Origin of the sequence: Streptomyces mirabilis, from assembly GCF_039503195.1 — a bacterium.
GTDB classification, from domain to species: Bacteria; Actinomycetota; Actinomycetes; order Streptomycetales; family Streptomycetaceae; genus Streptomyces; species Streptomyces mirabilis_D.
In genome coordinates this window covers 2,977,541-2,999,707 of record NZ_JBCJKP010000001.1, presented here as the reverse complement: position 1 = coordinate 2,999,707, position 22,167 = coordinate 2,977,541, and the positions used below count along the sequence as shown (strand labels likewise).

The following is a 22,167-nucleotide window of genomic DNA, read 5'->3' as shown; positions in this document are numbered from 1 at the left end:
CCCCGGTCGTTCAAGATCGAAAGGGGAGCCCCCGTCATGGCACAACCTCAGAGCGGTCCTGGCACGAGTCGGCGTTCCTTCCTGCGCAACGTGGGACTCACGGGCGGCGCGGGCACCATGCTCGCCACCATGGGTGCCCTCGGCCTCGCGCCCACGGCCGAAGCCGCCCAGCGCGAACAGCCCTTCCGCGCCCCGCAGCCGGGCGACTTCACCCTCACCGGCCGCGGCGCCGCCAAGGTGGTCGTAGTCGGCGGCGGCATCGCGGGCCTGGCCACCGCGTACGAACTCGGCAAGGCGGGCTACGACTGTACGGTCCTGGAGGCCAGAGGCCGCACCGGCGGCCGCAACTTCACGGTCCGCGGCGGCGATACCACCACCGACCTCCACGGCAACACGCAGACGGCCCGCTTCAGCGACGGCCAGTACATGAACTGCGGCCCCGCCCGCATCCCCCAGTGGATGGTCACCCTCGACTACTGTCGCGAACTCGGCGTCCCCATCGAGGTGTTCACCAACGTCAACGCGGACGCGTACCTCTTCAACGAGTCCACCGGGATGAAGAAGCCCGTGCGGTACCGCACCGCGAAGGCCGATGTGTACGGCTACGTCTCCGAGTTGCTCGCCAAGGCCACCGACAAGGGAGCCCTGGACAAGGAACTGACCGCCACCGACCAGGAGAGGCTCGTCGAGTTCCTCAAGGACTGGGGCGAACTGGGCGACAAGCTGACGTACGAGGGCGGCGAGCGTCGCGGATACACGACGGTCCCGGCCGCCGCGGGTACCTCCGGAGTGCTCCTCGGTGACGTCCCGTCGGCCTCCGACGTCCTCGCGTCCGGTGTCGGCCGGTACTTCTCCTTCGAGTTCGGCTTCGACCAGGCGATGCTGATGTTCCAGCCGGTGGGCGGCATGGATCAGATACCGCGCGCGCTCACCAGGGCGATAGGCGAGCACCGCATCCGTACCGGGGCCGTGGTCTCCAAAATCACCGACAAGGCGAGTGGCGTTTCGGTCACTTACACCCAGGGAGGCCGTACGAAGGTGATCGACGCCGACTACTGCGTCGGCGCCCTCCCGCCCAACATCCTCGCCAGGATCCCGCACAACCTCGGCTCCGGTGTGCAGAGCGCCCTGGAGGCGATCACTCCCTCGTCGGCGGCGAAGATCGGGCTCGAGTACCGTTCCCGCTGGTGGGAGCTCGATCACCACATCTACGGCGGTATCACCGAGACCGACCAGGACGTCACACACATCTGGCACCCCTCGTACGGCTTCCACGGCGCGCGCGGCGTGATGATCGGCTACTACAACTACGGCGGTGACGCCGACTCGTACGCCCAGCTCACCCCCAAGGAGCGCGAGAAGCGCGCCGTGGCGGCCGGGGTGAAGATCTACGGCGAGAAGTACCGCACCGAACTCGCGTCCTCCTTCTCGCACCACTGGCGCCAGACACCGCACCTGGAGGCCGCCTGGCACAACACCCCCGGCGGCCCCGACGACATCCGCTACAAACCGCTGAACGAGCCCACGGGACGCGTCTACTTCGCGGGCGACTGGCTCAGCTACACCGACGCCTGGCAGCACGGCGCGTTCACCTCCGCCCGCAAGGCGGTCACGGCGCTGCACGCGCGCGTGCTGTCGGCGTAGGCGGGCGGGGCGACGAACCCGGCGGGTGAGCCGAAGGGGCGCGCCCGCGCGCCCCGGAGGCGAACCGGGCCGTAAAAGGAGCGGTCCGGGGAATGCTCGCGATCCTCTCCACGTTGGGAAGTACGAACACGAGGAGGAGCGGTCACAGTGCTTGATCCGCAGGGTTTGTACGCATGGGAGCCGAAGGGCCTGGCCGTGGTGGACATGGCACTCGCCCAGGAGTCGGCCGGTCTGGTCATGCTCTACCACTTCGACGGATACATCGACGCGGGGGAAACGGGCGACCAGATCGTCGACCGTCTGCTCGACTCGCTGCCCCACCAGGTCGTGGCCCGTTTCGACCACGACCGGCTCGTGGACTACCGGGCGCGCCGCCCGCTGCTGACGTTCAAGCGCGACCGCTGGACCGACTACGAGGAGCCCACGCTCGACGTGCGGCTCGTCCAGGACGCCACCGGCGCGCCCTTCCTGCTGCTGTCGGGACCCGAGCCGGACGTCGAGTGGGAGCGTTTCGCCGCCGCCGTCCAGCAGATCGTGGAGCGGCTCGGCGTGCGGCTGTCCGTGAACTTCCACGGCATTCCCATGGGCGTCCCGCACACCCGCCCCGTGGGCCTCACCCCGCACGGCAACCGCACCGACCTGGTGCCGGGCCACCGCAGCCCCTTCGACGAGGCGCAGGTCCCCGGCAGCGCCGAGTCCCTCGTCGAGTACCGCCTCATGGAGGCCGGACACGACGTCCTGGGCGTCGCCGCGCACGTCCCGCACTACATCGCCCGTTCCCCGTACCCGGACGCGGCGCTGACCGTCCTGGAGGCCATCACGGGCGCCACGGGCCTGGTGCTCCCCGCCATCGCGCACTCCCTGCGCACCGAGGCGCACCGCACCCAGACGGAGATCGACCGGCAGATCCAGGAGGGCGACGAGGAGCTCGTGGCCCTCGTCCAGGGCCTCGAGCACCAGTACGACGCCGCCGCGGGCGCCGAGACGCGGGGCAACATGCTCGCGGAGCCGGTGGACATCCCGTCGGCGGACGAGATCGGGTTGGAGTTCGAGCGTTTCCTGGCGGAGCGCGAGGGTGACGCGTAGGGAGGGGTGACGCCCTAGGGGGCGACACCTGTGGGGCGAGGGCGCAGGGAGGCCCGTTCGTGCCTGCGCAGAGGCCCTTTCGTGCCTACGCAGGCCCCTTTGGGGGCCATGGGGGGCTTGTCACCGGCAGGCCCTAAGCTCTCGGTCATGCTGAAGGTTGGCCTGACCGGCGGTATCGGCGCCGGCAAGAGCGAGGTGTCGAGGCTGCTCGTGCGGCTCGGCGCGGTGCTGATCGACGCGGATCTGATCGCGCGGGAGGTCGTCGCACCCGGAACCCCCGGGCTCGCGGCCGTCGTCGACGCCTTCGGGCAGGACGTGCTCGCACCCGACGGCGGTCTGGACCGCCCCAAGCTGGGCTCGATCGTCTTCGCCGACCCGGAGAAGCTCGCCGTCCTGAACTCGATCGTGCACCCCCTGGTCGGTGCCCGCTCCCGCGAGCTGGAGAGCGCCGCGGGCGAGGACGCCGTCGTGATCCACGACGTCCCGCTGCTCGCCGAGAACGCGCTCAGGCCGCTGTACGACCTCGTGGTCGTCGTCGACGCCAGCCCCGAGACCCAGCTCGACCGTCTCGTGCGGCTGCGCGGCATGACCGAGGCGGACGCCCGCGCCCGCATGGCCGCCCAGGCCACCCGCGAGAAGCGGCTGGGGATCGCGGACGTCGTCATCGACAACGACGTCCCCCTGGTGGAGCTGGAGGGGCGCGTACGGGAGGTTTGGGCGGATCTCGTCCGCCGGGCGCAAGCCCGCAAGGAATAGCCGCCCTGGACGGGGGCGTTGAACCCGTTCAGTGAGGGAAGGACTCTGCCGTGCCCGAGACCAGCGGATCGACCGGACGTACTCCGGAGACGCATGTCATCGACTTCCGTGCCGCCGAGCAACTGCTCGCCGCGCGGGACCCGCGGGGCGCGGTGAAGCTGCTCGATCCAGTGATCGCCGCGCACCCGGAGAACACAGCCGCCCGACTGCTGCGCGCGCGTGCCTTCTTCGCCGCCGCGCAACTGCGGCCCGCCGAGCTGGAGTTCACGATCGTCCTGGAGCGCGAGCCGGACAACGCGTTCGCCCACTTCGCGCTCGCCCGCACCTATGAGCGCCAGCTCCGTCCCGACCAGGCGAAGCGGCACTTCCGGCTGGCGGCGGCGCTCGACCCGAAGCCCCAGTACCTGGAAGCGGCGCGCTTCGACTCTTAAGCCGTAAGTCGTGACTCGTGGCCGTCGTCGATCCGCTACGGGTGACGGTGCTCCGGAGGCCGGTACGGCGGGATGTCGCGGCCCGGCTGGTAGTGCGGCCCCTGGTGGATGTGGCGCAGGATCATGGCCATGTCGACGGTGACGATCAGCCACAGCACTCCGCACGCGGCCGCCCAGCCGGGGCGTCCGACCAGCGCGAACGCGGCCGTACCGAAGATCGCCCAGACCAGGCCCCAGACACTCAGCCAAAAGCGCATACGCAGGGCGCTGCGCGCCGTCGTCGGTTCACTGCCTGTACGCATACGGATCACTACTCCGTGACACGGATCCGTGACCATCGCTCCTCCTGGAAACGTACTCTTCGTCGTGCACGTTGACCAAGGGGCCGCGAGCGCGAGCGGCGGCCGGACCGACGGGGAGGCGCGGGTGCTGCTGGAGGCGCTGCGGGCGGACGCGAGACTCGCCGAGTGGCTGCGGGACCTGGAGAGCGAGGGCGCTCCCCGGCTGGAGGCGGAGCTCCCGGACGCGGACGGGCTGCCGGACCTTCTGCTCGACCTGACCGTGGCCCACGAGCACATCAACGAACTCGTCGCGCTGCGCGCCCTGCTGGTGGCCGACCCGGAGGCGATGACGTTCCTCGCCCGGTGCGTCGCCCGCTTCGTACGGGACATGGGGGAGATCGGGAAGGGGTGGGAGCCGCCCGCGTTCCCCGAGTCGGCGGGGCCGCTCGGGCGCTGCTTCCACCTGTACGTCTTCATCGCGGCGCTCCCGTACGTCCGGGCCTACCACCGAGAGCTCGGCATCCCCGACGACGTGTCCCGGCGCACCCTGGCCGACCTCGGCCGGCATGTGTCCGTGCACCACAGACGGCTCGGGACGCCGGGGCTGCTGTTCCCCTGGTGGATCGCCCTGCACTTCCACGGTGAGCTGTTCCAGCTGGGCCGGCTGCAGTTCCAGCGCTCACGGCTCGGCCGGCGCACGGGGCGGGCCGTCGCGGCGGCCGGCCTCGACGCCGGCCCCGGCGACGCGTGTCTGAGCCTGCACATACCCGACTGCCACGGGCCGCTTTCCCCCGCCGCCTGTGAGCGGTCGCTCGTGCTGGCACGGGAGTTCTTCGCCCGGCACTATCCCGACGAGCGCCATGAGGTCGCCGTGTGCCACTCCTGGCTGCTCGATCCACAGCTCGGGCGGTATCTCCCGGCGGACTCGAACATCATCCGCTTCCAGGAACGCTTCCGGATCGCGTACCAGGAGACGACCCCGGACGACGGGGTGCCGGTCGGCTTCGTCTTCGGCGATCCGGAGCTGCCCACGCGCGCGCTGCCGCGCCGGAGCACGGTGGAGCGTGCGGTGGGGGACCATCTGCGCGCGGGCGGGCACTGGTACGTCGGGCACGGCTGGTTCGCGCTGTAGCCCGTTGTCCGGTCCACGGCGATGAGTTCCGGACGCGCCCCCGGTCTACCCCTGCGACAGCAACGCGTACCGCTTCGCACAGGAGATCCTCATGTCCGAGACCACCGTCCCCGTCACCACGCTCACCTCCCCCTCCGCCTCTGCCTCCTCGCTGAAGGCCCGCGGCCGCGGTGCCCGGATCTCCCTGGGCGCGCTGCAGATCGTGCTCGGGCTCTTCTACGCGTTCGCGAGCGCGCTGCCCAAGCTGATCGCGCACCCGTCGGCCGCCGAGGCGTTCGACAAGCTCGGCTGGGGCAGCACGGGGATGTACCTCATCGGCGCGCTCGAACTCGCCGGAGGCCTCGCCCTGCTGGTCCCGCTGCTGTCCTCGGTGGCGGCGGTCGCGCTCAGCGCGCTGATGGTGGGCGCCTTCATCGTGAACGTCACCGCCATCCACGGGCCGTACGTGGCGACCCCGCTCATCCTGATCCTGCCGCTCGCGCTGATCGCGTGGGCCAGGAGGAACCACACCACCGAGCTGGTGCGGTGGGTGCGGCGACGGGCATGACACGGTGACGGCGCACGACGGCCGTACGACGTCGGGGGCTCCCCAAGCGACCACGGGGAGCCCCCGACGTCGTACGTACGGCGACGCCCTCGGGTCAGGGCGAGTCGGGGCCGCCGAGGCCCCGGAGGCGCTCCATCTCGCGGCGGTCGCGCTTGGTCGGGCGGCCCGCTCCGCGGTCGCGGACGCCGGCCGGGGCGATCGCCTCGCGCGGCGGGGGCGGCGGGCTGTTGTCGACGTAGCACTCGGCGGCGACGGGCGCGCCGACCCGCTTGCGGATCACCCGCTTCACGACGACGACCCGTTCCCGGATCCCCTGCCGCAGGCGCACCTCGTCGCCGACGCGCACGGCGTACGCGGGCTTGACGCGGTCCCCGTTCACCCGGACGTGTCCGCCCCGGCACGCGGTCGCACCCGCCGAGCGGGTCTTGACCAGACGTACGGACCAGATCCAGCTGTCGACCCGCACGCTCTCGCCGCCCACCGGACGGGCGGCCTCGGCGGCGGCCACCGCCTTCTCCTCGTCGACCTTCTCGTCGACCTTCTCGTCGACCTTCTCGTCGACCTTCTCGTCGTTCCGCTCGACGTCCGCACCCTCAGAAGCCATGCCTCGACTCTAGAAGAGTCCTGGCCCGGCATGCCCCGATGGCTTTACTGCATGTTTGTTGCAGCTGCGACAACTGTGCCGGAGAGTTGCTTCGGCGCTCGCGCCGGTAGCGGGAAGCTCGCAGTCGGTCTCGCAGTCGGAGCCTCGCAGTAGAAGGTCTCGCAGTAGGAAGTAAGGACAGGCACGTATGGTCACCGTCCCCGCTCCCACCTCCCCGCAGCCCGCCGCCCCGGCGGGTTCGCGTTGGCAGCGGATCCGCACCTCGATGACCCGCAGGGAGTGGGCCCGGCTCGGCGGCATGGCGGCCTTCGTCCTCGCACTGCACGTCATCGGCTGGTTCATCCTGGTGGTGATCGTGGCGCCGGAGCACTACAGCCTCGGCACCAAGAGCTTCGGCATCGGGATCGGTGTCACCGCCTACACCCTGGGTATGCGGCACGCCTTCGACGCCGACCACATCGCCGCCATCGACAACACCACCCGCAAGCTGATGGGCGAGGGCAAGCGCCCGCTCTCCGTCGGCTTCTGGTTCTCGCTCGGGCACTCCAGCATCGTCTTCGCCCTGGCCCTCCTGCTGTCGCTGGGCGTCAAGGCGCTGGCCGGACCCGTCCGGGACGACAACTCCCAGCTGCACAGCGTCACCGGCATGATCGGCACGACCGTCTCCGGGGTCTTCCTCTACCTCATCGCCGGGATCAACCTCCTCATCCTCGTCGGGATCTGGAAGGTGTTCCGGCGGATGCGCACCGGGCACTTCGACGAGGCGGCGCTGGAGGAGCAGCTCAACAACCGCGGGCTGATGAACCGCCTCCTGGGCCGGCTGATGAAGTCGATCAGCAAGCCCTGGCAGATGTACCCGCTCGGCATGCTCTTCGGCCTCGGTTTCGACACCGCCACGGAGATCGCCCTGCTGGTCCTCGCCGGTTCCGGCGCCGCCTCCGGCCTGCCCTGGTACGCGATCCTGTGTCTGCCGGTACTGTTCGCCGCGGGCATGTCGCTGCTGGACACCATCGACGGGTCCTTCATGAACTTCGCCTACGGCTGGGCGTTCTCCAAGCCGGTCCGCAAGGTCTTCTACAACCTCACCATCACGGGTCTGTCCGTCGCCGTCGCGCTGATCATCGGCACCGTGGAACTGCTGGGGCTGCTCGCCGAGAAGCTCGCTCTGCACGGAGTCTTCTGGGACTGGGTCGCGGGTCTGGACCTGAACGTGCTCGGCTTCGTCATCGTCGGACTGTTCTTCGTGACCTGGCTCGTCGCCGTGGCGGTGTGGAAGTTCGGCCGGATCGAGGAGAAGTGGACCGCCGGGCTGCGTCCCGCCGAACAGCCCACCGAGTGACCCACCGGGACCGGGTGGGGGAGGGGCGGGGCGGCGGGTCGTACGGTGGGGGCATGGACAGCAGCCCGGCAGGCAGGAGCGATCCCGACATCGTCGGCGGCCTGGACGGCCTGGGCGCAGTGGGTGATCTGGACCCCCTGGCCGATCTGGACGGCCTGGACGCACTGACTGATCTGGACGCCCGGATCGCCGGGTGCCGGGCGTGTCCGCGGCTGGTCGCGTGGCGCGAGGAGGTCGCCCGCACCAGACGTGCCGCCTTCGCCGACCAGACGTACTGGGGCCGCCCCGTTCCCGGCTACGGACCGGCCGACGCCTCGCTGCTCGTCGTCGGGCTCGCACCCGCCGCCCACGGCGGGAACCGGACCGGGCGGATGTTCACGGGGGACCGCTCCGGGGACGTGCTCTACGCGGCGCTGCACGACGTGGGGCTCGCCTCGCGCGGGACCTCGGTGAGCGCGGACGACGGACTGGAGCTGTACGGCGTACGCGTCACCTCGCCCGTGCACTGCGCGCCGCCCGCCAACAAGCCGACACCTGGCGAACGGGACACCTGCCGCCCCTGGCTCGTACGGGAGTTGGAACTGCTGCGGCCCACGCTCCGGTCGGTGGTCGTGCTGGGAGCCTTCGGCTGGCAGGCCGCGCTGCCCGCCTTCGCCGCGGCGGGATGGACGGTGCCCCGGCCCAGGCCGGTGTTCGCGCACGGGGCGAGGGTTTCGCTGGGGGCGCAGGACGGGTCGGCGGCGGGATCCGTCGAGCTGTTCGGATGCTTCCACGTCAGCCAGCGGAACACGTTCACCGGACGGCTGACGCCCGCCATGCTGCGGGACGTGCTGCGCGCGGCGGCCGGGGCGGCGGGGCTGACGACGCGACCGTACGAGGTTTAACCTCGCCCGATGGGCCTGTATCCGGAGATCGAACCGTACGACCACGGCATGCTCGACGTCGGCGACGGCAACCGCGTGTACTGGGAGGTCTGCGGAAACCCCGACGGCAAGCCCGCCGTCATGCTGCACGGCGGTCCGGGGTCCGGCTGCGGCCCTTGGTTCCGGCGCTCCTGCGACCCCGCCAAGTATCGGATCGTGCTGCTCGACCAGCGTGGCTGCGGACGCTCCACGCCGCACGCCGCCGCTTACGGGACGGACATGGCCGTCAACACGACGGCGCATCTGATCGGCGACCTGGAGCTGCTGCGACGGCACTTGGGCATCCGGCGGTGGCTGGTGTGGGGCGTGTCGTGGGGTTCGGTGCTGGGGCTGCGGTATGCGCAGACGCACCCGGACGTCGTCTCCGAGCTGGTGCTGGCCGCGGTGGGCACCGGCTCGAACGCCGAAGTGGCCCTGCTGACCAGGGGGCTTGGACGGTTCTTCCCCGAGGCCTTCGAGCGGTTCCTCGCCGAACTGCCCGAGGGGGAGCGGGACGGGAACCTCGCCGCCGCGTACAGCCGGCTGCTCGAATCGCCCCACCCCGAGGTGCGGGCGCGGGCGGCGCGGGCCTGGACCGACTGGGAGACGGCGATCGTTCCGGCGCCGCCGCGGTCGGAGAAGCGCTATGAGGACCCGGAGTTCCGCATGGGCTTCGCGCGGACGGTCACGCACTACTTCGGCAACGACCACTTCCTGGGGGAAGGAAACGACGAAGGCGTCGTGATCCGCGACGTGTCCCTGCTGAAGGGGATCCCCGGCACCCTCGTCCAGGGCAGTCTCGACTTCGGGAACCTGCTGGGCACGGTGTGGCGGCTCCACCACCGCTGGCCCGACAGCGAGTTGATCGTCGTGGACGACGTGGGGCACACCATGGGGGCGAGGGGTGTGGTGGACGCGTTGGTGGCGGCGACGGACAAGTACGCCCTGCGCCAGCGACTTCAGGCTCGGGGAGTCTCTGACTCGCCGAAGAGATGCCGCACCGTCGACCGGTAGTTGGCCTGGACGTGGGCGAGGGCGTGCGCCCGGGCGCGCTCCGGGTCGCCGGAGGCGATGGATTCGTACAACTCATGGTGTTCGGTGAGGAGTTGGGGCCACTCCTCGTTCTGGCGGGTGAGCCAGCGCAGGCGGCCGTCGACCGGCTCCATGACGGAGATCAGCAGGCTGTTGCCCGCCATGGCCAGGATGCGGTCGTGGAAGCGGGTGTTGATGTCGGTGATCGCCTCCGCGTCGTCGGCGCGGGTCGCCGTCGCCGCACGGTCCAGCAGGTCCGCCAGCTCGGCGAGATCCCGCGGTGTCGCCCGTGCCGCCGCGAGCCCGGCCGCGTAGACCTCCAGCGCCTCGCGCAGCTCGAAGAGTTCGGCCACGTCCGTCGGGGTGAGCCGGCGTACGACCGTGCGGCGCGGTGTCTCGAAGTGCACGAACCCCTCCGCCACGAGCGCGCGGATCGCCTCGCGCACGGGAACCCGTGAGACCCCGAACCGCTCCGCCAGCTCGCGCTCGACGAGACGGTCCCCGGGGCGCAGTCGCCCCGCGATGATCTCCTGCCGCAGCGCGGCCAGGACGCGTTCACGGACCGCGCCCAGGGGTTCCCGTTCCGCGCCCAGGGGTTCGATCTTCGTCATGGGGCCATCTTCGCCGACTCCGGGGGTGTTTTACGGAGCCGTAACCGCTCGGACATCGGTCAGAACGCTTGACGGCGAGACCATGACGGCAGTTTGGTATACCAAACACGCTCCGCAGGGCCGTCTCGCACGCGCCACAGCCGCCGCCCCCCACGCGAACCGCTGTCCTCCGTCCCCTCGCCCATGGAGGCCCCGTGTCCCTCGCCGACCGTGCCGAAGCCACCGGCACCCCAGCGTTCGTCCCCGACCCCCGCCTCACCAACGAAGACCTCGCACCCGCGGAGAAGCGCAACTGGAAGGTCTTCGACCTCTTCGCCATGTGGATGTCCGACGTCCACAACCTCGGCAACTACACCTTCGCCGCCGGCCTGCTGGTCCTCGGCATGAACGTCTGGCAGATCTTCACCTCGCTGCTCGTCGGCTTCGTGATCATCTACGCCGGCATGAACCTGATGGGCCGGATCGGCCAGCGCACCGGCGTGCCCTTCCCCGTCGTCAGCCGCATCAGCTTCGGCGTCTGGGGCGCCAATATCCCGGCGCTGATCAGGGCCGTCATCGCCATCATGTGGTACGGGATCCAGACCTACCTGGCCTCCGTCGCCGTGAACGTCATGCTGCTCGCCGCCTGGCCCGGCCTGGAGTCGTGGACCCACCACTCCTTCCTCGGACTGGACGCGCTCGGCTGGACGTCCTTCGTCTCCCTCTGGCTGATCCAGGCGATGATCATCAGCCGGGGCATGGAGTCGGTCCGCAAGTTCCAGGACTTCTGCGGCCCGGCCATCTGGCTCGTCATGATCGCGCTGGCCGTCTGGGTCCTCGCCAAGGCCGGCTGGAGCATCTCGCTCACCTCGACCCCGCACCCGGTCTCGGTGGGCGAACAGTGGCGCCAGTGGTTCGGCGCGGTCGGCCTGATCCTGGCCACCTACGGCACGCTGATGCTCAACTTCTGCGACTTCTCGCGCTTCGCCCCGAGCTACAAGACGGTCAGGCGCGGCAACTTCTGGGGCCTGCCGATCAACTCCACGGCCTTCGTCATCGTGTCCGTCATCGTCACGGCCGGTTCCATCGAGGCGTTCGGCGAGGCCATCACCGACCCCGCGCTGCTGGTCGCCAAGGTCGGCAACACCTGGGTCCTGGTCCTCGGAGCCCTGACCTTCGCCATCGCCACCATGGGCGTCAACATCGTCGCCAACTTCGTCTCACCCGCGTACGACCTGGCGAACGTCTGGCCGCAGAAGATCACCTTCAGGATCGGCGGCATGATCAGCACGGTCGCCGCACTGGTCGTGACCCCCTGGAACCTCTTCTCCAACCCCACGGTCGTCAACTATTTCCTCGGCGGCCTCGGCGCCTTCCTGGGCCCGCTGTTCGGCGTCATCATGATCGACTACTACTGGGTGAAGCGCGGCCGGATCGACGTCGACCAGCTCTTCGACGCCCGGCCCGGATCGCCGTACTCCTACCGCAAGGGCGTCAACCCCAAGGCCCTGTGGGCGTTCCTGCCCTCGGCGGCGGTCGCCGCGGTGCTGGCCCTGGTGAAGGCGTTCAGCGACGTGGCCCCGTACTCCTGGTTCATCGGAACCGCGCTGGCCGCAGGCCTGTACATGACCCTCTGCCGCACCGAACGCGCCGCCGACGAGACCACCGTCACCGAGCCCGTGGAGGTCTGAGCGGCGTGCACATCGTCGTCACCAACTGCAACACCACGCAGGAGATGACCGAGGAGATCGTGCGAGGTGCCCGGGCCGCCGCAGGCCCGGGCACCACCGTGACCGGCCTCACCCCCGCCTGGGGACCCGAGTCCGCCGAGGGCTGGCTCGACAGCTACCTCTCCGCGGCGGCCGTCCTCGACACCCTGCGCACCTACGAGGGTCCCTGCGACGCCGTGGTCATGGCGGGTTTCGGCGAACACGGACGCGAGGGCGCGCGCGAACTCGTGGACGTGCCCGTCGTCGACATCACCGAGGCCGCCGCCCACCTCGCCTGCCTGCTCGGCCGCCGCTACGGAGTCGTCACCACCCTGGAGCGCTCACGCGGTCAGATCGAGGACAGCCTGTACGCCGCCGGAGTGGCCCAGAACTGCGCCGCGGTCGTCGGCACCGGCCTCGGCGTCCTCGACCTCGGCGACGTCCAGCGAACGCAGGAGGCATTCGTGACCGCGGCGGAGCGGGCCCGGGAGGCCGGCGCCGAGGTCCTCGTCCTCGGCTGCGCCGGTATGACGGGCCTGCAACGGGCGGTCGGGGAGAAACTGGACCTCCCGGTCGTCGACGGCGTCGCCGCCGCGGTGAAACTCGCGGAGGCCCTGGTCTCCCTGGGCCTCAGGACGAGCCGGGTGGGCAGCTATGCGCGACCGCTGCCGAAGCGGAGGGTGTGGGGCGCCGGCCGAGGGTGAATGTGGCCCAGGCCTAGGACTCGGACTCGGACTCGGGCACGACCGCCGTCGCCGTGATCTCCACCAACTGCCCCGTGTACCCGAGGCAGGCCACGCCGAGCAGCGTCGACGAGTGGGGTCCCGTGCTGAGCCCGGACGCCTCGACGACACCCCACACGTCGGACAGCACCCTCGGCTCACCGCTGACGACGTACACATCGGTCGCCACCACATGCGCGAAGCCACTGCCCACCGCACGGAGTTGCTCGCCGAGATTGGCGATCACCTGCTCGGCCTGCCGCACGTGATCCCCCACACCGACGACGTTCCCCGCCGCGTCCAGCGGCACGGCCCCGGCAAGAAAGGCGAGCCGCGCACCCGCCTCGACGACCGACACGTGAGCGTAGCCGGGAGGCGGGAAGAGACTGGGGACGGTGACACGAGCGGGCACGGGAACTCCGGGAATCCTCGACTGGACGGGCAACCTTCCTATGGTGTGGGCGGACGGAGGGCGGGCGCATGCGATTTAGCTCCGGCTCGTCCCCGAGCGAAGCCACTTCGCTCACGAGGGGGACGGTCCGCCCCCTGGCGGATATTGGCTCGACAGCTCCGTCACCCGACCGCATCCTCAGCTCATGCCCGCACCGACCCGGCCGCCGCACATCGACGACGAGAAGTTCCTCGCCCACGTCACCGACCGCCTGGCCGCCCTCCCCGCCGTCCGGGCCGTCGCCCTCGGTGGCTCCCGTGCGCAGGGCACCCACGGTCCCGACAGTGACTGGGACCTGGCGATCTACTACCGGGGCGCCTTCGACCCCGACGACCTGCGGGCCGTCGGCTGGCAGGGTGAGGTCTCGGAGATCGGCGGCTGGGGCGGGGGCGTGTTCAACGGCGGTGCCTGGCTGACCGTCGAAAGCCGTCGTGTCGACGTTCACTACCGCGATCTCGACGTGGTGGAGCGGGAGTCGGGGAGGGCGGAGCTGGGGCGGTTCCACGTGGAGCCGCTTCTCTTCCATCTCGCCGGAATCCCCAGCTACCTCCTCGTCGCCGAGCTCGCCGTCAACCGTGTCCTGCGCGGCGACCTGCCCCGACCCGCCGCCTACCCGGCGAAACTCCGCATCTCCGCCTCCGCCCACTGGCACGGCACGGCCCGCGCCACCCTCGCCTACGCCAAGGCCAACCACGCACCCGCCGGTCGTCTCACAGAGGCCGCGGGAGCGCTGGCGACCGCCGCCCTGCAGACCGGTCACGCGGTGCTGGCGGCGCGTGGGGAGTGGGTGACGAACGAGAAGCGGCTGCTCGAGCGGGCCGGGTTGAGAGGGATCGACGAGATCGTGCGCGGTGGGGTGGGAGAGCCCGAAGGGCTGGTGCACATGCTCGGGCGGGCGGAGGTGGTCTTGGACGCGGCGGTCGTCCGGGCCGAGGAGGTCGCGGACGACGGGGGCATCCGGGCCGAGGAGATCCTGGACGCCGGGGTCGACCGGGAGGGGGAATGCGGGGTCGAATAACCCTTCGAAAAGCCCCCGCCGCCACTGCTACCGTCATCGACGTGGCGAAACTCAATCAGATCATCGCAGTGGAGAAGGGCATCAAGTCCAAGTCCCATCAGGACCTGACGGCCGCTCATCACGGGCTGCAGAAGCCCGCATTGCTGGCCGGCATCTCGCGGACCTATCAGCCGAAGGACGAGGAGGGTGAGCAGCTGCCGCCCGAGTCGACGCGGGTGCAGGTGCAGGCCGAGGACGTGCTGCGGGAGACCGCGGGGACGCTCACCCGGCTGTTCGACGTGACCGCCACCAAGGACTGGGCGAACTGCACGGCCCGGGCGGATGTGAAGGTGGACGGGCGGGTCCTCGTCGCCGACGTGCCCGTGTCGTATCTGCTCTTCCTCGAGAAGCAGCTCACCGATCTCAACACCTTCGTACGGAAGCTGCCCGTTCTCGACGCCTCCGAGTCGTGGGTGCAGGACCCGTCGACGGACGCGTGGAAGACCGAGCCCGTCAGGACGCTGCGGACCAAGAAGGTGCCGCGCAACCACGTCAAGGCCGAGGCCACCGAGAAGCATCCCGCCCAGGTCGAGGTCTACTACGAGGACATTCCCGTCGGGTACTGGACGACCGTGAAGTTCTCCGGCGCCCTGCCCGCGCGACGCGTGAACGAACTGCTCGACCGGGTCGAGAGGTTGCAGCAGGCCGTCAAGTTCGCCCGGGAAGAGGCGAACGGCGTGGACGTCGTCGACCAGCGCGTCGGGGACTCCGTGTTCGGCTACCTGTTCGGGTAGCCTCAAGAACTCCCCGGCCACCACGCACCACGGCCGGGGTGCGCGAGGAGCGCAAGCTGAACCTGAAGCTTGTCGTGAATGCACGGTTCCAGTGGAGGTTCGAACCCTCCCCGCGGCACCACACGGCACTCCACGGAGTGCCCACGCGCCGCGGTAGCCCAACTCGGCAGAGGCAGGCCGTGATCAATCTCAGACTCTTGCTCCAGACTCAGCATTCGCCGCCGATCGCCGGATCGACCGGGCCCGGGCCCCGGGACGCCGAAATGCTGGTTCAAGTCCAGTCCGCGCAGCTCGATGCGTGGTGGTCCAAAGGCAGGACGCGGCGACATAACGACTGACCTGGGTTCTCAAGCGTGCCGGCGTGTGACATGGGTGGCATCACAAGGGTCCGGGGCCGGCTACGCCCTCGGACCCGCTCCGTTTCATCCCCGGCCGACCGGTAGTTGCGTTCATAAAGAACGCGGCATCCCCGCGATGCGTCACCTTCCGGAAATACATCCGTTCCATTTCCTCCAGCAACGCGATCTACCGTAGGCAGTACACCGCCCGGCCGACGTCGCCCGAAGGCGCCCCCGCCCTCGCCCGACAGGAGTCCCGTGTCCCGCCTCAGCGCCGCCGTACCGCCCTGGCTCGCCCACGCCCTGCGCGCACAGCGCGGCCCCGTGCCCTGGAGCGCGGTCGTGCGGGGCGCCCTGGCCGCCGGACCGCTGCTGCTCCTGGCGGTGCTGAGCGGGCGTACGTCCGTCGGTGTCGTCGCCGCCCTGGGGGCCATGCTCGCCGGGATCAACGACCGGCCGGGCAGCCGCAGGGCCGCGGTCAGGCGGCTCGGCGTGCCGGCGCTCGCGGGAGCCGGTGGGCTGCTCGTGGGGTCGTACGCGGGACAGCACGTCGGCGCGGTGACGCTCACCCTTCTCCTCACCGTGCTCGGACTGGTCGCCGGGGCGGTCAGCGCCGTCGGGCCCGTCGCGAGCGGAGCGGGTACGCAACTGCTCGTCGCCGCCGCCATCGGGGCCGGGATGCCGCTGCCCGAGCCCGGCTGGCAGCGTGCGCTCTTCTTCGTCGGCGGGGCCGGCTGGCTGCTCGTCCTGCGGCTCGCGCTGCCCACACCCGGGGCCATCGCCGGCGACTACCGCTTCGACGGGGAGCGGGACGCCGTCGGGGGTGTGTACGACGCCGTCGCCGCGCTGCTGGAAGCGGTCGGAGGGCCGGACGCGCCCGGTCGCCGGGTGGCCCTCACCGCAGCGCTCGACCACGCCCAGGACGCGCTCGGCGGGCCCCGGCTGCGGCCGTACGCCAGTTCCGCGGCCGAGCGGCGGCTGCACGCGCAGTACGCCGCCGCGCTCCCGCTCGCCGAGGCCGCCACCGCGCTCGCCTGGGCGGGCGAGGCGGTGCCCGCGAGGGCCGTCGAAGGGCCGCGGCGACTCGCCGTCGCCGTACGGACCAGCACGCACACCGGGCCGCTGCCCGCGCCCGCCCGCTCCGCGCCGGCCCTGCGCGCCCTCGACGACGCACTCCTGCACGCGGCCGACACCTTCGACCGGGGTGGCGACGACAGCGCGCTGCACACGCGGCGCCGTACCGCCGCGTCCCTCGCGCGCACGGTCCTCGGTTCCGCAGGACGCGAGTACGGGCTCCGGGTCGCCCTCTGCTTCGGCGCCGGCGTGGCCGTGGCGCAGGCCCTGCACCACGCCCGCTGGTACGGCAGCCACGCCCACTGGTACTGGCTCCCCGCGACCGCCGTCTTCCTGGTCAAGCCCGACCTCGGGCCGCTCGCCTCACGGGTGATCTGCCGGGCGGCGGGGACCGTGCTGGGCGCCGTCCTCTTCGCCGGCCTCGCGGCGCTGCTCCCGCGCCCCGCCGGGCTGGTCGCCCTGGTGGCACTGTGCGGCGCCCTGATCCCCGTCGCCACCCGGCACTTCGCGGCACAGACCGCCGTCGTCACCGTGCTCGTGCTCTCCCTCGTCATGGTGGGCGGGGAACCGGCGGCCTCCTGGAGCCGGATCGGCGAAACACTGCTGGCCTGCGCGATCGTGCTGCTCGTCGGGCATCTGCCGGCGCTCGGACAGCGCGGGGGAGGGGTACGGGCCCGCGTCACGCACGCCGCCGAGGCAGCACACGTCTACCTCGCCCACGTACTGGACGACGGCACGACCGACGACCGGGCCGGCCGCTGGACCCTGCGCCGTGAGGCCTACCGCGCGCTCGCCGAGGCCCGCGCCTCGATCGACCTCGCCGCCGCCGAACTCCCTGCCCTGGCCCGGCACGCCGAGGGAACGGACGAGGTCGCGGCCACCCTCGAACGCCTCGTCGACACCACGACCGCGTGCGCCGTGCAGCTCGACGACAACGGACGGCTCACCCCCGAGCACACCGAACGCATCACCGCACTCCTCGACGAACTGGCCGAGGGGCGGGAACGCGCGGGGCTGGTGATGAAGGAGGGGCAGGCGCTCGCCGTTCCGCTCGCGGGCTGAGCACCGGGAGCCCGACCCGTCGTACGGTGACGCCATGACGCCGTCCGTCCCGGCCCCGTCCGCCACGACCCCGTCCGCGACCGGCCCCGCCGACCTCCTCATCACCGGATGCACCGCGCTCGCGCACGACGAGCACGAGGAGATCGCGTTCGTCGAGGACGCCTCGATCGTCGTACGGGGTGGGGTCATCGAGGCGGTCACGCGCGAGACGCGCCTTCCGGACGCCGCCCTGCGCATCGACGCGCGCGGCCAGGTGGCGATGCCCGGCCTGATCAACTGCCATACGCACACCCCGATGGTCGCCCTGCGCGGGATCGCCGAGGACCTGCCCGCCGAGGAGTGGTTCAACGACTTCATCTGGCCCATCGAGTCCAACCTCACGCAGAAGGACGTGGAGTTGGGGGCGAGGCTCGCCTGCGCCGAGATGATCCGCGGGGGCGTCACCTGCTTCGCCGACCACTACTTCTCGATGGACGCGGTCGCCGCCGTGGTGAGCGAGAGCGGGCTGCGCGCGCACCTCGGCGAGGCCTTCTTCTCCTCGCAGGGCGCCGAAGGCCGCGAGAAGTCGCTGGAGTTCGCGCTGCGACAGCGCGGTGCCGCAGGCGGCCGCATCACCACCGCCCTCGCCCCGCACGCCCCGTACACCGTGGTCGACGCCGATCTCGCCGCCACCGCCGCCCTCGCCCGCGAGCACGGCCTTCCCGTGCACCTGCACGCGGCCGAGAGCCGCGGCCAGACCGACACCAGCCTGGCCCGGTACGGCCGGACGCCCATCGAGATCCTCCAGCGCGCCGGGCTCCTCGACAACGAACCCGGTCTGCTCATCGCGCACGGCACCGGCATCGTCGACCGCGACCTGCCGGTGCTGGCGGCCGCGAGCGGACCCGTGGCCGTCGCGACCGCACCCCGCGGCTATCTCAAGTTCGCCTGGGGCCCGACCCCGGTACGGGCCCTGCGCGAGATCGGCGTCCCCGTCGGACTCGCCACGGACGGAGCCGCGTCGAACAACTCCCTGGACGTGTGGGAGTCGATGGCGCTCACCTCACTCGTGCAGAAGTCCACCGAGGGTGACCCACGATGGCTGACGTCCCGTCAAGCCCTGCATCACGCGACACTCCAGAGCGCGCGGGCCGTCGGCCTGGGCGAGCGGATCGGCAGCCTCGCGCCGGGGCGGCGGGCCGACATCGTCCTCGTCGACCTCAGCGGCCCGCACACCCAGCCCGTGCACGATCTCGCCGCCACCCTCGTCCACAGCGCCCGCTCCGGGGACGTGACGACGACGATCGTCGACGGACGTGTCCTGATGCGCGATCGCGAGCTGCTGACACTCGATCTGCCCGCCACCGTCGCGGAGTTGGGGGAGCGGCTGCCCACGCTCGTCGACCGGGGCCACGGGAGGCGCATTCAGGATTACGACACCTGATCGACCAAGAAATTCTCCCCTCCGCCGATGAGTTCCGCTCCCGCGCCCGGTCACCACTGCGAAGGCATCGTTTCGTAGGAGGGGCACATGACGCTTCCGCAGATCGTCTCGAGCGAGGAGTGGCGCGCCGCGCGCGAGGAACTGCTGATCAAGGAGAAGGCGGCGACCCGCGCGCGGGACGCGCTCAACGCGGAGCGGCGCGGGCTGCCGATGGTCGAGATCGACAAGGAGTACGTGTTCGAGGGCGGTGACGGCAAGGCGGCCCTGCTCGACCTCTTCGAGGGGCGCCACCAACTCGTCGTCTACCACTTCATGTTCGCGCCGGAGTGGGACGCGGGCTGCCGCAGCTGCTCGGCCTTCCTCGACCAGATCGGCCACCTCGCCCATCTGCGGGCCCGGGGCACGGAGTTCGCCGCCGTGTCCCGGGCGCCGTACACGAAGATCCTGCCCTTCAAGGCCCGTATGGGCTGGACGGTCCCCTGGTACTCGTCGTACGACAGCGACTTCAACTACGACTTCAGGGTGTCCGTCGAGGTCGACGACGAGCCCTGTGAGCGGCCGGGCGTGAGCTGCTTCCTGCGGGACCGCGACCGGGTCTTCCACACCTACTCGACGTACGAACGCGGCCTCGACGGGCTCGGCTCGACGACGACCCTGCTGGATCTCACGGCACTCGGCAGGCAGGAGGAGTGGGAGATGCCCCGGGGACGCGCCTCGGCACTGGGGGCGCCGGCGGGCAGCGAGCGGATCCGATACCACGACGAGTACGAGGAATGACAGGAAAGAACGAGAAAGGAAAAGTCACGAAATGAAACGCGCACAGGCCGAGAGTTCCCTCACAGCAGAGCAGTGAACGAGTGTTGACTATGTCTCAGTACCGTCACTGACCGAGCCCTTCACCCCGCCTTTGGCGTTTAACTCTATGAGTACGCGTCATGAGTACGGCGCTACATGGAGGTGCAGGGTGAACGGGCGAATGGTGCTGGAGCGCTTTCCCGCCGGTGGGCCGCGCGGTTCGTGGCCGGCCGAGGAGTTCGCGCAGGCGTGCCGTCTTCAGGGGCAGGCCGCCGAGGTCGTCATGGACCTCGCCTCGGACGCGTTCCTGGTGATCGTGCGCGCCGGGGAACTCGTCGAGTGAGGCCGGCCGAGGTCAGCCCACCTTCGGAGCGGGCGCTTTCCTGGGCGCTTTCGTAGGAATCTTCGTCGGCACCTTCGTCGTGAACTGCTCGGCCTGCAAGGAGTACAGCTCGGCGTAGACACCGCCCTTCGCCAGCAGTTCGTCCGGACTGCCGGACTCCACCAGGTGACCCTGTTCGAGGACATGCACCAGATCGGCGTGGCGGACCGAGGCCAGCCGGTGGGTGATGAGGACAACCGTCTGGCCACTGCCCGCCAGGGCCCTGATCTTGTCGAAGACCTCCAGCTCGGCCCGGGCGTCGAGCGCCGCGGTCGGCTCGTCCACGATCAGGATGCGACCACGGCGGTACGCGGCCCGTGCGATGCCCAGCCGCTGCCACTGCCCGCCCGACAGCTCGTGTCCACCGCTGAACCCGCGGGCGAGCAGCGTGTCCAGGCCGCGCGGCAGGTCCGCGACCACGTCCTCGGCCCCGGCCTCCGCCACCGACGAGGTGACACGCTCCTCCGTCAGCGGCGCCGAGGCGCGACCGACCGCCACGTTGACGCGGGCCGTGAACGGCCAGCGTTTGAAGTCCTGCGCCACCATCGCGATACGTTCGGCGAGTTGCTGCCGGTCCGCGCTCGCCGCGTCGACGCCGTCCCACAGGATCCGGCCCCGCTCGGGCGTGTACAGGCCTGCGAGCAGCTTCACCAGGGTCGTCTTGCCCGAGCCGTTCTCACCGACGAGCGCCACGATCTTGCCGAGCGGCAGACGCAGGGTGACGTCCGCGAGCGCAGGCCGGGTCGAGGCGCCCGGATAGGTGAACGTGACGTTCTCGAAGCGGATCTCGCTCGGATCGTCGGGGAGCGGCTCGCCACCCACCGGGATCGCCCGCTCGGCCGCCTCCACGTACAGGCGCTGCAGATCGCCCACGAACAGGGCTTCCTCATGCAGGGAGTTGACCTCGAGGACGAGCGTGTCGAGGCTCGCGGAGCCGGTACGGATCGCGATCACGGCCGTACCGGCGACGGAGAGTGCCATCGCACCGGCGAGCAGCAGTCCGCCGAGCGTCGCGTACGTCGCCACGGTGGCGATGCCCGTCCAGCCCGCCGCGACCAGGCCGGTGCGGGCGGAGAGACGGGCCAGGCGAGCCTGTTCCGCCTCGGCGGTCTCCGACATCGAGCGGAAGTGACGCAGCAGGAACGGGCCGACGCCGTGCACGCGGATCTCCGGGGCCGCGGCGGGCTCGGTGAGCAGACTGCTGATCAGGTGCCCGGCACGGGCGTGCTGCACCCAGGTGTGGAAGGACTCGTAGCGGCGCCGGGCGATCGTCAGGGAACTCCAGGCACTCGGCAGGGTCATCGTCACGAGCAGCGGCAGCAGGGCGGGATGCAGCACGGTCAGCACGCCCGCGGCCGCGATGAGCGAGATCATCGCGTTCACCACGCGGGTGGCGATCGCGATCATGCGGCGGGCGGAGGAGGCACCGTACTGCGCGGTGTCCAGCAGCTTGTGGAAGGCGTCGTCCTCGATCGCGGACAGTTCGACGGCCGCGGCCCGCTCCAGGTACAGCTCGGTGGCGACGCGTTCCACCTTGGGTTCCAGACGCCCGGTGGCATACGTCGAGGCCGCCCGCAGCAGCGCGCCGAGCAGCATGACGGCGGCGACCGTGATCAGCGCCGGGACCGCGCCGTGCAGCCGGTCCCCGACGGAGCCGCTCGTCATCAGCCGGCCCAGCACGATGTTGACGGCCAGCAGGCTCACCGCCTGCGCCGCGCCCCGGGCCAGTTCCGCGGACACCACGATCCGGGCGGCGCGCCGGTCCGCGGTCCAGGCGAGCCGGAAACTGGACGCGAGCAGGGACGGCAGCCGCGTCACCATCGCGCGGAAGTTCAACTCGAGGAACGCCTCGGAGTGCTGCGACCAGCCCATGTCGTAGCGCAGGGGGCCGCCGAAGAGCAGGTGTTCGGAGGCGGACGGCGCCGGTTTGTCGTCGTCGCGTTTCTTCTTGCGCGCTTTCCCTGTGGATTTTCCCACCATCGGCCTCCCCGGGAACGGATGAACGGTGCCCTCCCCAGGAACGCGGCACTCCACTCGTGGTGATGACGGAGTGCGGGTGGCGACCGGCGCACTTCG

General features: G+C 70.8%; 22 protein-coding genes. 17 read left to right on the top strand and 5 right to left on the bottom strand.

Annotated elements, in window-relative coordinates; genetic code table 11:
- Positions 1 to 117 precede the first annotated feature (117 nt).
- From AAFF41_RS14275 to AAFF41_RS14260, 4 genes are all read left to right on the top strand, one after another.
- Entirely contained in the window at positions 118 to 1,644 is a 1,527-nt protein-coding gene (locus AAFF41_RS14275; protein ID WP_343326289.1) for a flavin monoamine oxidase family protein, read from the top strand.
- 147 nt (positions 1,645 to 1,791) lie between these two features.
- Positions 1,792 to 2,730, top strand: coding sequence for a PAC2 family protein (locus AAFF41_RS14270; protein WP_060898459.1), 939 nt, complete (start codon positions 1,792 to 1,794; stop codon positions 2,728 to 2,730).
- 147 nt (positions 2,731 to 2,877) lie between these two features.
- Complete coding sequence (gene coaE, locus AAFF41_RS14265) at positions 2,878 to 3,486, top strand: dephospho-CoA kinase (RefSeq protein ID WP_319748271.1); 609 nt, start codon at positions 2,878 to 2,880, stop codon at positions 3,484 to 3,486.
- Positions 3,487 to 3,536: 50 nt separating this feature from the next.
- Positions 3,537 to 3,917, top strand: coding sequence for a tetratricopeptide repeat protein (locus tag AAFF41_RS14260; RefSeq protein WP_054235974.1), 381 nt, complete (start codon positions 3,537 to 3,539; stop codon positions 3,915 to 3,917).
- A 35-nt stretch (positions 3,918 to 3,952) separates the two neighbouring features.
- On the opposite strand, the gene AAFF41_RS14255 is transcribed toward AAFF41_RS14260, so the two are convergent.
- A complete protein-coding gene (locus AAFF41_RS14255; protein WP_319748270.1) occupies positions 3,953 to 4,219 on the bottom strand; it encodes a DUF6343 family protein in 267 nt (88 codons plus the stop codon).
- A gap of 64 nt (positions 4,220 to 4,283) precedes the next feature.
- Between AAFF41_RS14255 and AAFF41_RS14250 the strand changes: the two genes are divergently transcribed.
- The gene (locus tag AAFF41_RS14250) at positions 4,284 to 5,330 is read left to right on the top strand and encodes an acyltransferase domain-containing protein (protein ID WP_425526125.1); all 1,047 of its coding nucleotides are present in this window, start codon (positions 4,284 to 4,286) and stop codon (positions 5,328 to 5,330) included.
- 91 nt (positions 5,331 to 5,421) lie between these two features.
- On the top strand, positions 5,422 to 5,877 hold the full coding sequence (locus AAFF41_RS14245; protein WP_319748269.1) for a DoxX family protein: 456 nt from the start codon (positions 5,422 to 5,424) through the stop codon (positions 5,875 to 5,877).
- A gap of 94 nt (positions 5,878 to 5,971) precedes the next feature.
- On the opposite strand, the gene AAFF41_RS14240 is transcribed toward AAFF41_RS14245, so the two are convergent.
- Positions 5,972 to 6,481, bottom strand: a complete 510-nt coding sequence (locus tag AAFF41_RS14240) for an RNA-binding S4 domain-containing protein (protein WP_143613027.1) — start codon at positions 6,479 to 6,481, stop codon at positions 5,972 to 5,974.
- A gap of 265 nt (positions 6,482 to 6,746) precedes the next feature.
- Here AAFF41_RS14240 and nicT point away from each other — a divergent pair, with 265 nt between their 5' ends.
- The 3 genes from nicT to pip are packed head-to-tail and all read left to right on the top strand — an operon-like array spanning position 6,747 to position 9,736.
- A complete protein-coding gene (gene nicT / locus AAFF41_RS14235; RefSeq protein WP_319748374.1) occupies positions 6,747 to 7,820 on the top strand; it encodes a Nickel transporter NicT in 1,074 nt (357 codons plus the stop codon).
- A 53-nt stretch (positions 7,821 to 7,873) separates the two neighbouring features.
- On the top strand, positions 7,874 to 8,704 hold the full coding sequence (locus AAFF41_RS14230) for a uracil-DNA glycosylase (RefSeq protein ID WP_388411618.1): 831 nt from the start codon (positions 7,874 to 7,876) through the stop codon (positions 8,702 to 8,704).
- A gap of 9 nt (positions 8,705 to 8,713) precedes the next feature.
- The gene (gene pip / locus AAFF41_RS14225; RefSeq protein WP_343324036.1) at positions 8,714 to 9,736 is read left to right on the top strand and encodes a prolyl aminopeptidase; all 1,023 of its coding nucleotides are present in this window, start codon (positions 8,714 to 8,716) and stop codon (positions 9,734 to 9,736) included.
- Here pip and AAFF41_RS14220 read toward each other — a convergent pair.
- A complete protein-coding gene (locus tag AAFF41_RS14220) occupies positions 9,682 to 10,365 on the bottom strand; it encodes a GntR family transcriptional regulator (RefSeq protein WP_319748267.1) in 684 nt (227 codons plus the stop codon). The genes pip and AAFF41_RS14220 overlap by 55 nt on opposite strands.
- Before the next feature lie 194 nt (positions 10,366 to 10,559).
- Between AAFF41_RS14220 and AAFF41_RS14215 the strand changes: the two genes are divergently transcribed.
- Positions 10,560 to 12,035 (top strand): NCS1 family nucleobase:cation symporter-1, encoded by a 1,476-nt coding sequence (locus tag AAFF41_RS14215; RefSeq protein WP_319748266.1) that lies wholly within the window; start codon positions 10,560 to 10,562, stop codon positions 12,033 to 12,035.
- 5 nt (positions 12,036 to 12,040) lie between these two features.
- Positions 12,041 to 12,757: an aspartate/glutamate racemase family protein gene (locus AAFF41_RS14210; protein WP_319748265.1), complete on the top strand. Its 717-nt coding sequence runs from the start codon at positions 12,041 to 12,043 to the stop codon at positions 12,755 to 12,757.
- A 13-nt stretch (positions 12,758 to 12,770) separates the two neighbouring features.
- On the opposite strand, the gene AAFF41_RS14205 is transcribed toward AAFF41_RS14210, so the two are convergent.
- Entirely contained in the window at positions 12,771 to 13,187 is a 417-nt protein-coding gene (locus AAFF41_RS14205; protein WP_343324035.1) for a RidA family protein, read from the bottom strand.
- A gap of 184 nt (positions 13,188 to 13,371) precedes the next feature.
- On the opposite strand from AAFF41_RS14205, the gene AAFF41_RS14200 reads away from it, so the two are divergent.
- From AAFF41_RS14200 to AAFF41_RS14175, 6 genes are all read left to right on the top strand, one after another.
- Entirely contained in the window at positions 13,372 to 14,244 is an 873-nt protein-coding gene (locus tag AAFF41_RS14200) for a nucleotidyltransferase domain-containing protein (RefSeq protein WP_319748263.1), read from the top strand.
- Between the two features lie 41 nt (positions 14,245 to 14,285).
- Positions 14,286 to 15,017: a DUF7873 family protein gene (locus AAFF41_RS14195; protein WP_319748262.1), complete on the top strand. Its 732-nt coding sequence runs from the start codon at positions 14,286 to 14,288 to the stop codon at positions 15,015 to 15,017.
- A gap of 596 nt (positions 15,018 to 15,613) precedes the next feature.
- Complete coding sequence (locus AAFF41_RS14190) at positions 15,614 to 17,491, top strand: FUSC family protein (RefSeq protein ID WP_343324034.1); 1,878 nt, start codon at positions 15,614 to 15,616, stop codon at positions 17,489 to 17,491.
- Positions 17,492 to 17,525: 34 nt separating this feature from the next.
- On the top strand, positions 17,526 to 18,914 hold the full coding sequence (locus AAFF41_RS14185) for an amidohydrolase (protein ID WP_343324033.1): 1,389 nt from the start codon (positions 17,526 to 17,528) through the stop codon (positions 18,912 to 18,914).
- 87 nt (positions 18,915 to 19,001) lie between these two features.
- The gene (locus AAFF41_RS14180; protein WP_319748259.1) at positions 19,002 to 19,691 is read left to right on the top strand and encodes a DUF899 domain-containing protein; all 690 of its coding nucleotides are present in this window, start codon (positions 19,002 to 19,004) and stop codon (positions 19,689 to 19,691) included.
- A gap of 187 nt (positions 19,692 to 19,878) precedes the next feature.
- Positions 19,879 to 20,052, top strand: coding sequence for a hypothetical protein (locus AAFF41_RS14175; RefSeq protein ID WP_095855250.1), 174 nt, complete (start codon positions 19,879 to 19,881; stop codon positions 20,050 to 20,052).
- 12 nt (positions 20,053 to 20,064) lie between these two features.
- Here AAFF41_RS14175 and AAFF41_RS14170 read toward each other — a convergent pair whose 3' ends face one another.
- A complete protein-coding gene (locus AAFF41_RS14170; RefSeq protein WP_319748258.1) occupies positions 20,065 to 22,071 on the bottom strand; it encodes an ABC transporter ATP-binding protein in 2,007 nt (668 codons plus the stop codon).
- Between the last annotated feature and the right edge of the window lie 96 nt (positions 22,072 to 22,167).

Excerpts from the sequence above, each read along its gene's own strand:
- nicT (WP_319748374.1), top strand. The coding sequence starts at position 6,747 with ATGACCCGCAGGGAGTGGGCCCGGCTCGGCGGCATGGCGGCCTTCGTC.
- AAFF41_RS14220 (WP_319748267.1), bottom strand. The coding sequence starts at position 10,365 with ATGACGAAGATCGAACCCCTGGGCGCGGAACGGGAACCCCTGGGCGCG.
- AAFF41_RS14170 (WP_319748258.1), bottom strand. The coding sequence starts at position 22,071 with ATGGTGGGAAAATCCACAGGGAAAGCGCGCAAGAAGAAACGCGACGAC.
- AAFF41_RS14185 (WP_343324033.1), top strand. The coding sequence starts at position 17,526 with ATGACGCCGTCCGTCCCGGCCCCGTCCGCCACGACCCCGTCCGCGACC.
- AAFF41_RS14230 (WP_388411618.1), top strand. The coding sequence starts at position 7,874 with ATGGACAGCAGCCCGGCAGGCAGGAGCGATCCCGACATCGTCGGCGGC.
- AAFF41_RS14180 (WP_319748259.1), top strand. The coding sequence starts at position 19,002 with ATGACGCTTCCGCAGATCGTCTCGAGCGAGGAGTGGCGCGCCGCGCGC.
- pip (WP_343324036.1), top strand. The coding sequence starts at position 8,714 with ATGGGCCTGTATCCGGAGATCGAACCGTACGACCACGGCATGCTCGAC.
- AAFF41_RS14275 (WP_343326289.1), top strand. The coding sequence starts at position 118 with ATGCTCGCCACCATGGGTGCCCTCGGCCTCGCGCCCACGGCCGAAGCC.
- AAFF41_RS14240 (WP_143613027.1), bottom strand. The coding sequence starts at position 6,481 with ATGGCTTCTGAGGGTGCGGACGTCGAGCGGAACGACGAGAAGGTCGAC.
- AAFF41_RS14200 (WP_319748263.1), top strand. The coding sequence starts at position 13,372 with ATGCCCGCACCGACCCGGCCGCCGCACATCGACGACGAGAAGTTCCTC.
- AAFF41_RS14245 (WP_319748269.1), top strand. The coding sequence starts at position 5,422 with ATGTCCGAGACCACCGTCCCCGTCACCACGCTCACCTCCCCCTCCGCC.
- coaE (WP_319748271.1), top strand. The coding sequence starts at position 2,878 with ATGCTGAAGGTTGGCCTGACCGGCGGTATCGGCGCCGGCAAGAGCGAG.
- AAFF41_RS14255 (WP_319748270.1), bottom strand. The coding sequence starts at position 4,219 with ATGCGTACAGGCAGTGAACCGACGACGGCGCGCAGCGCCCTGCGTATG.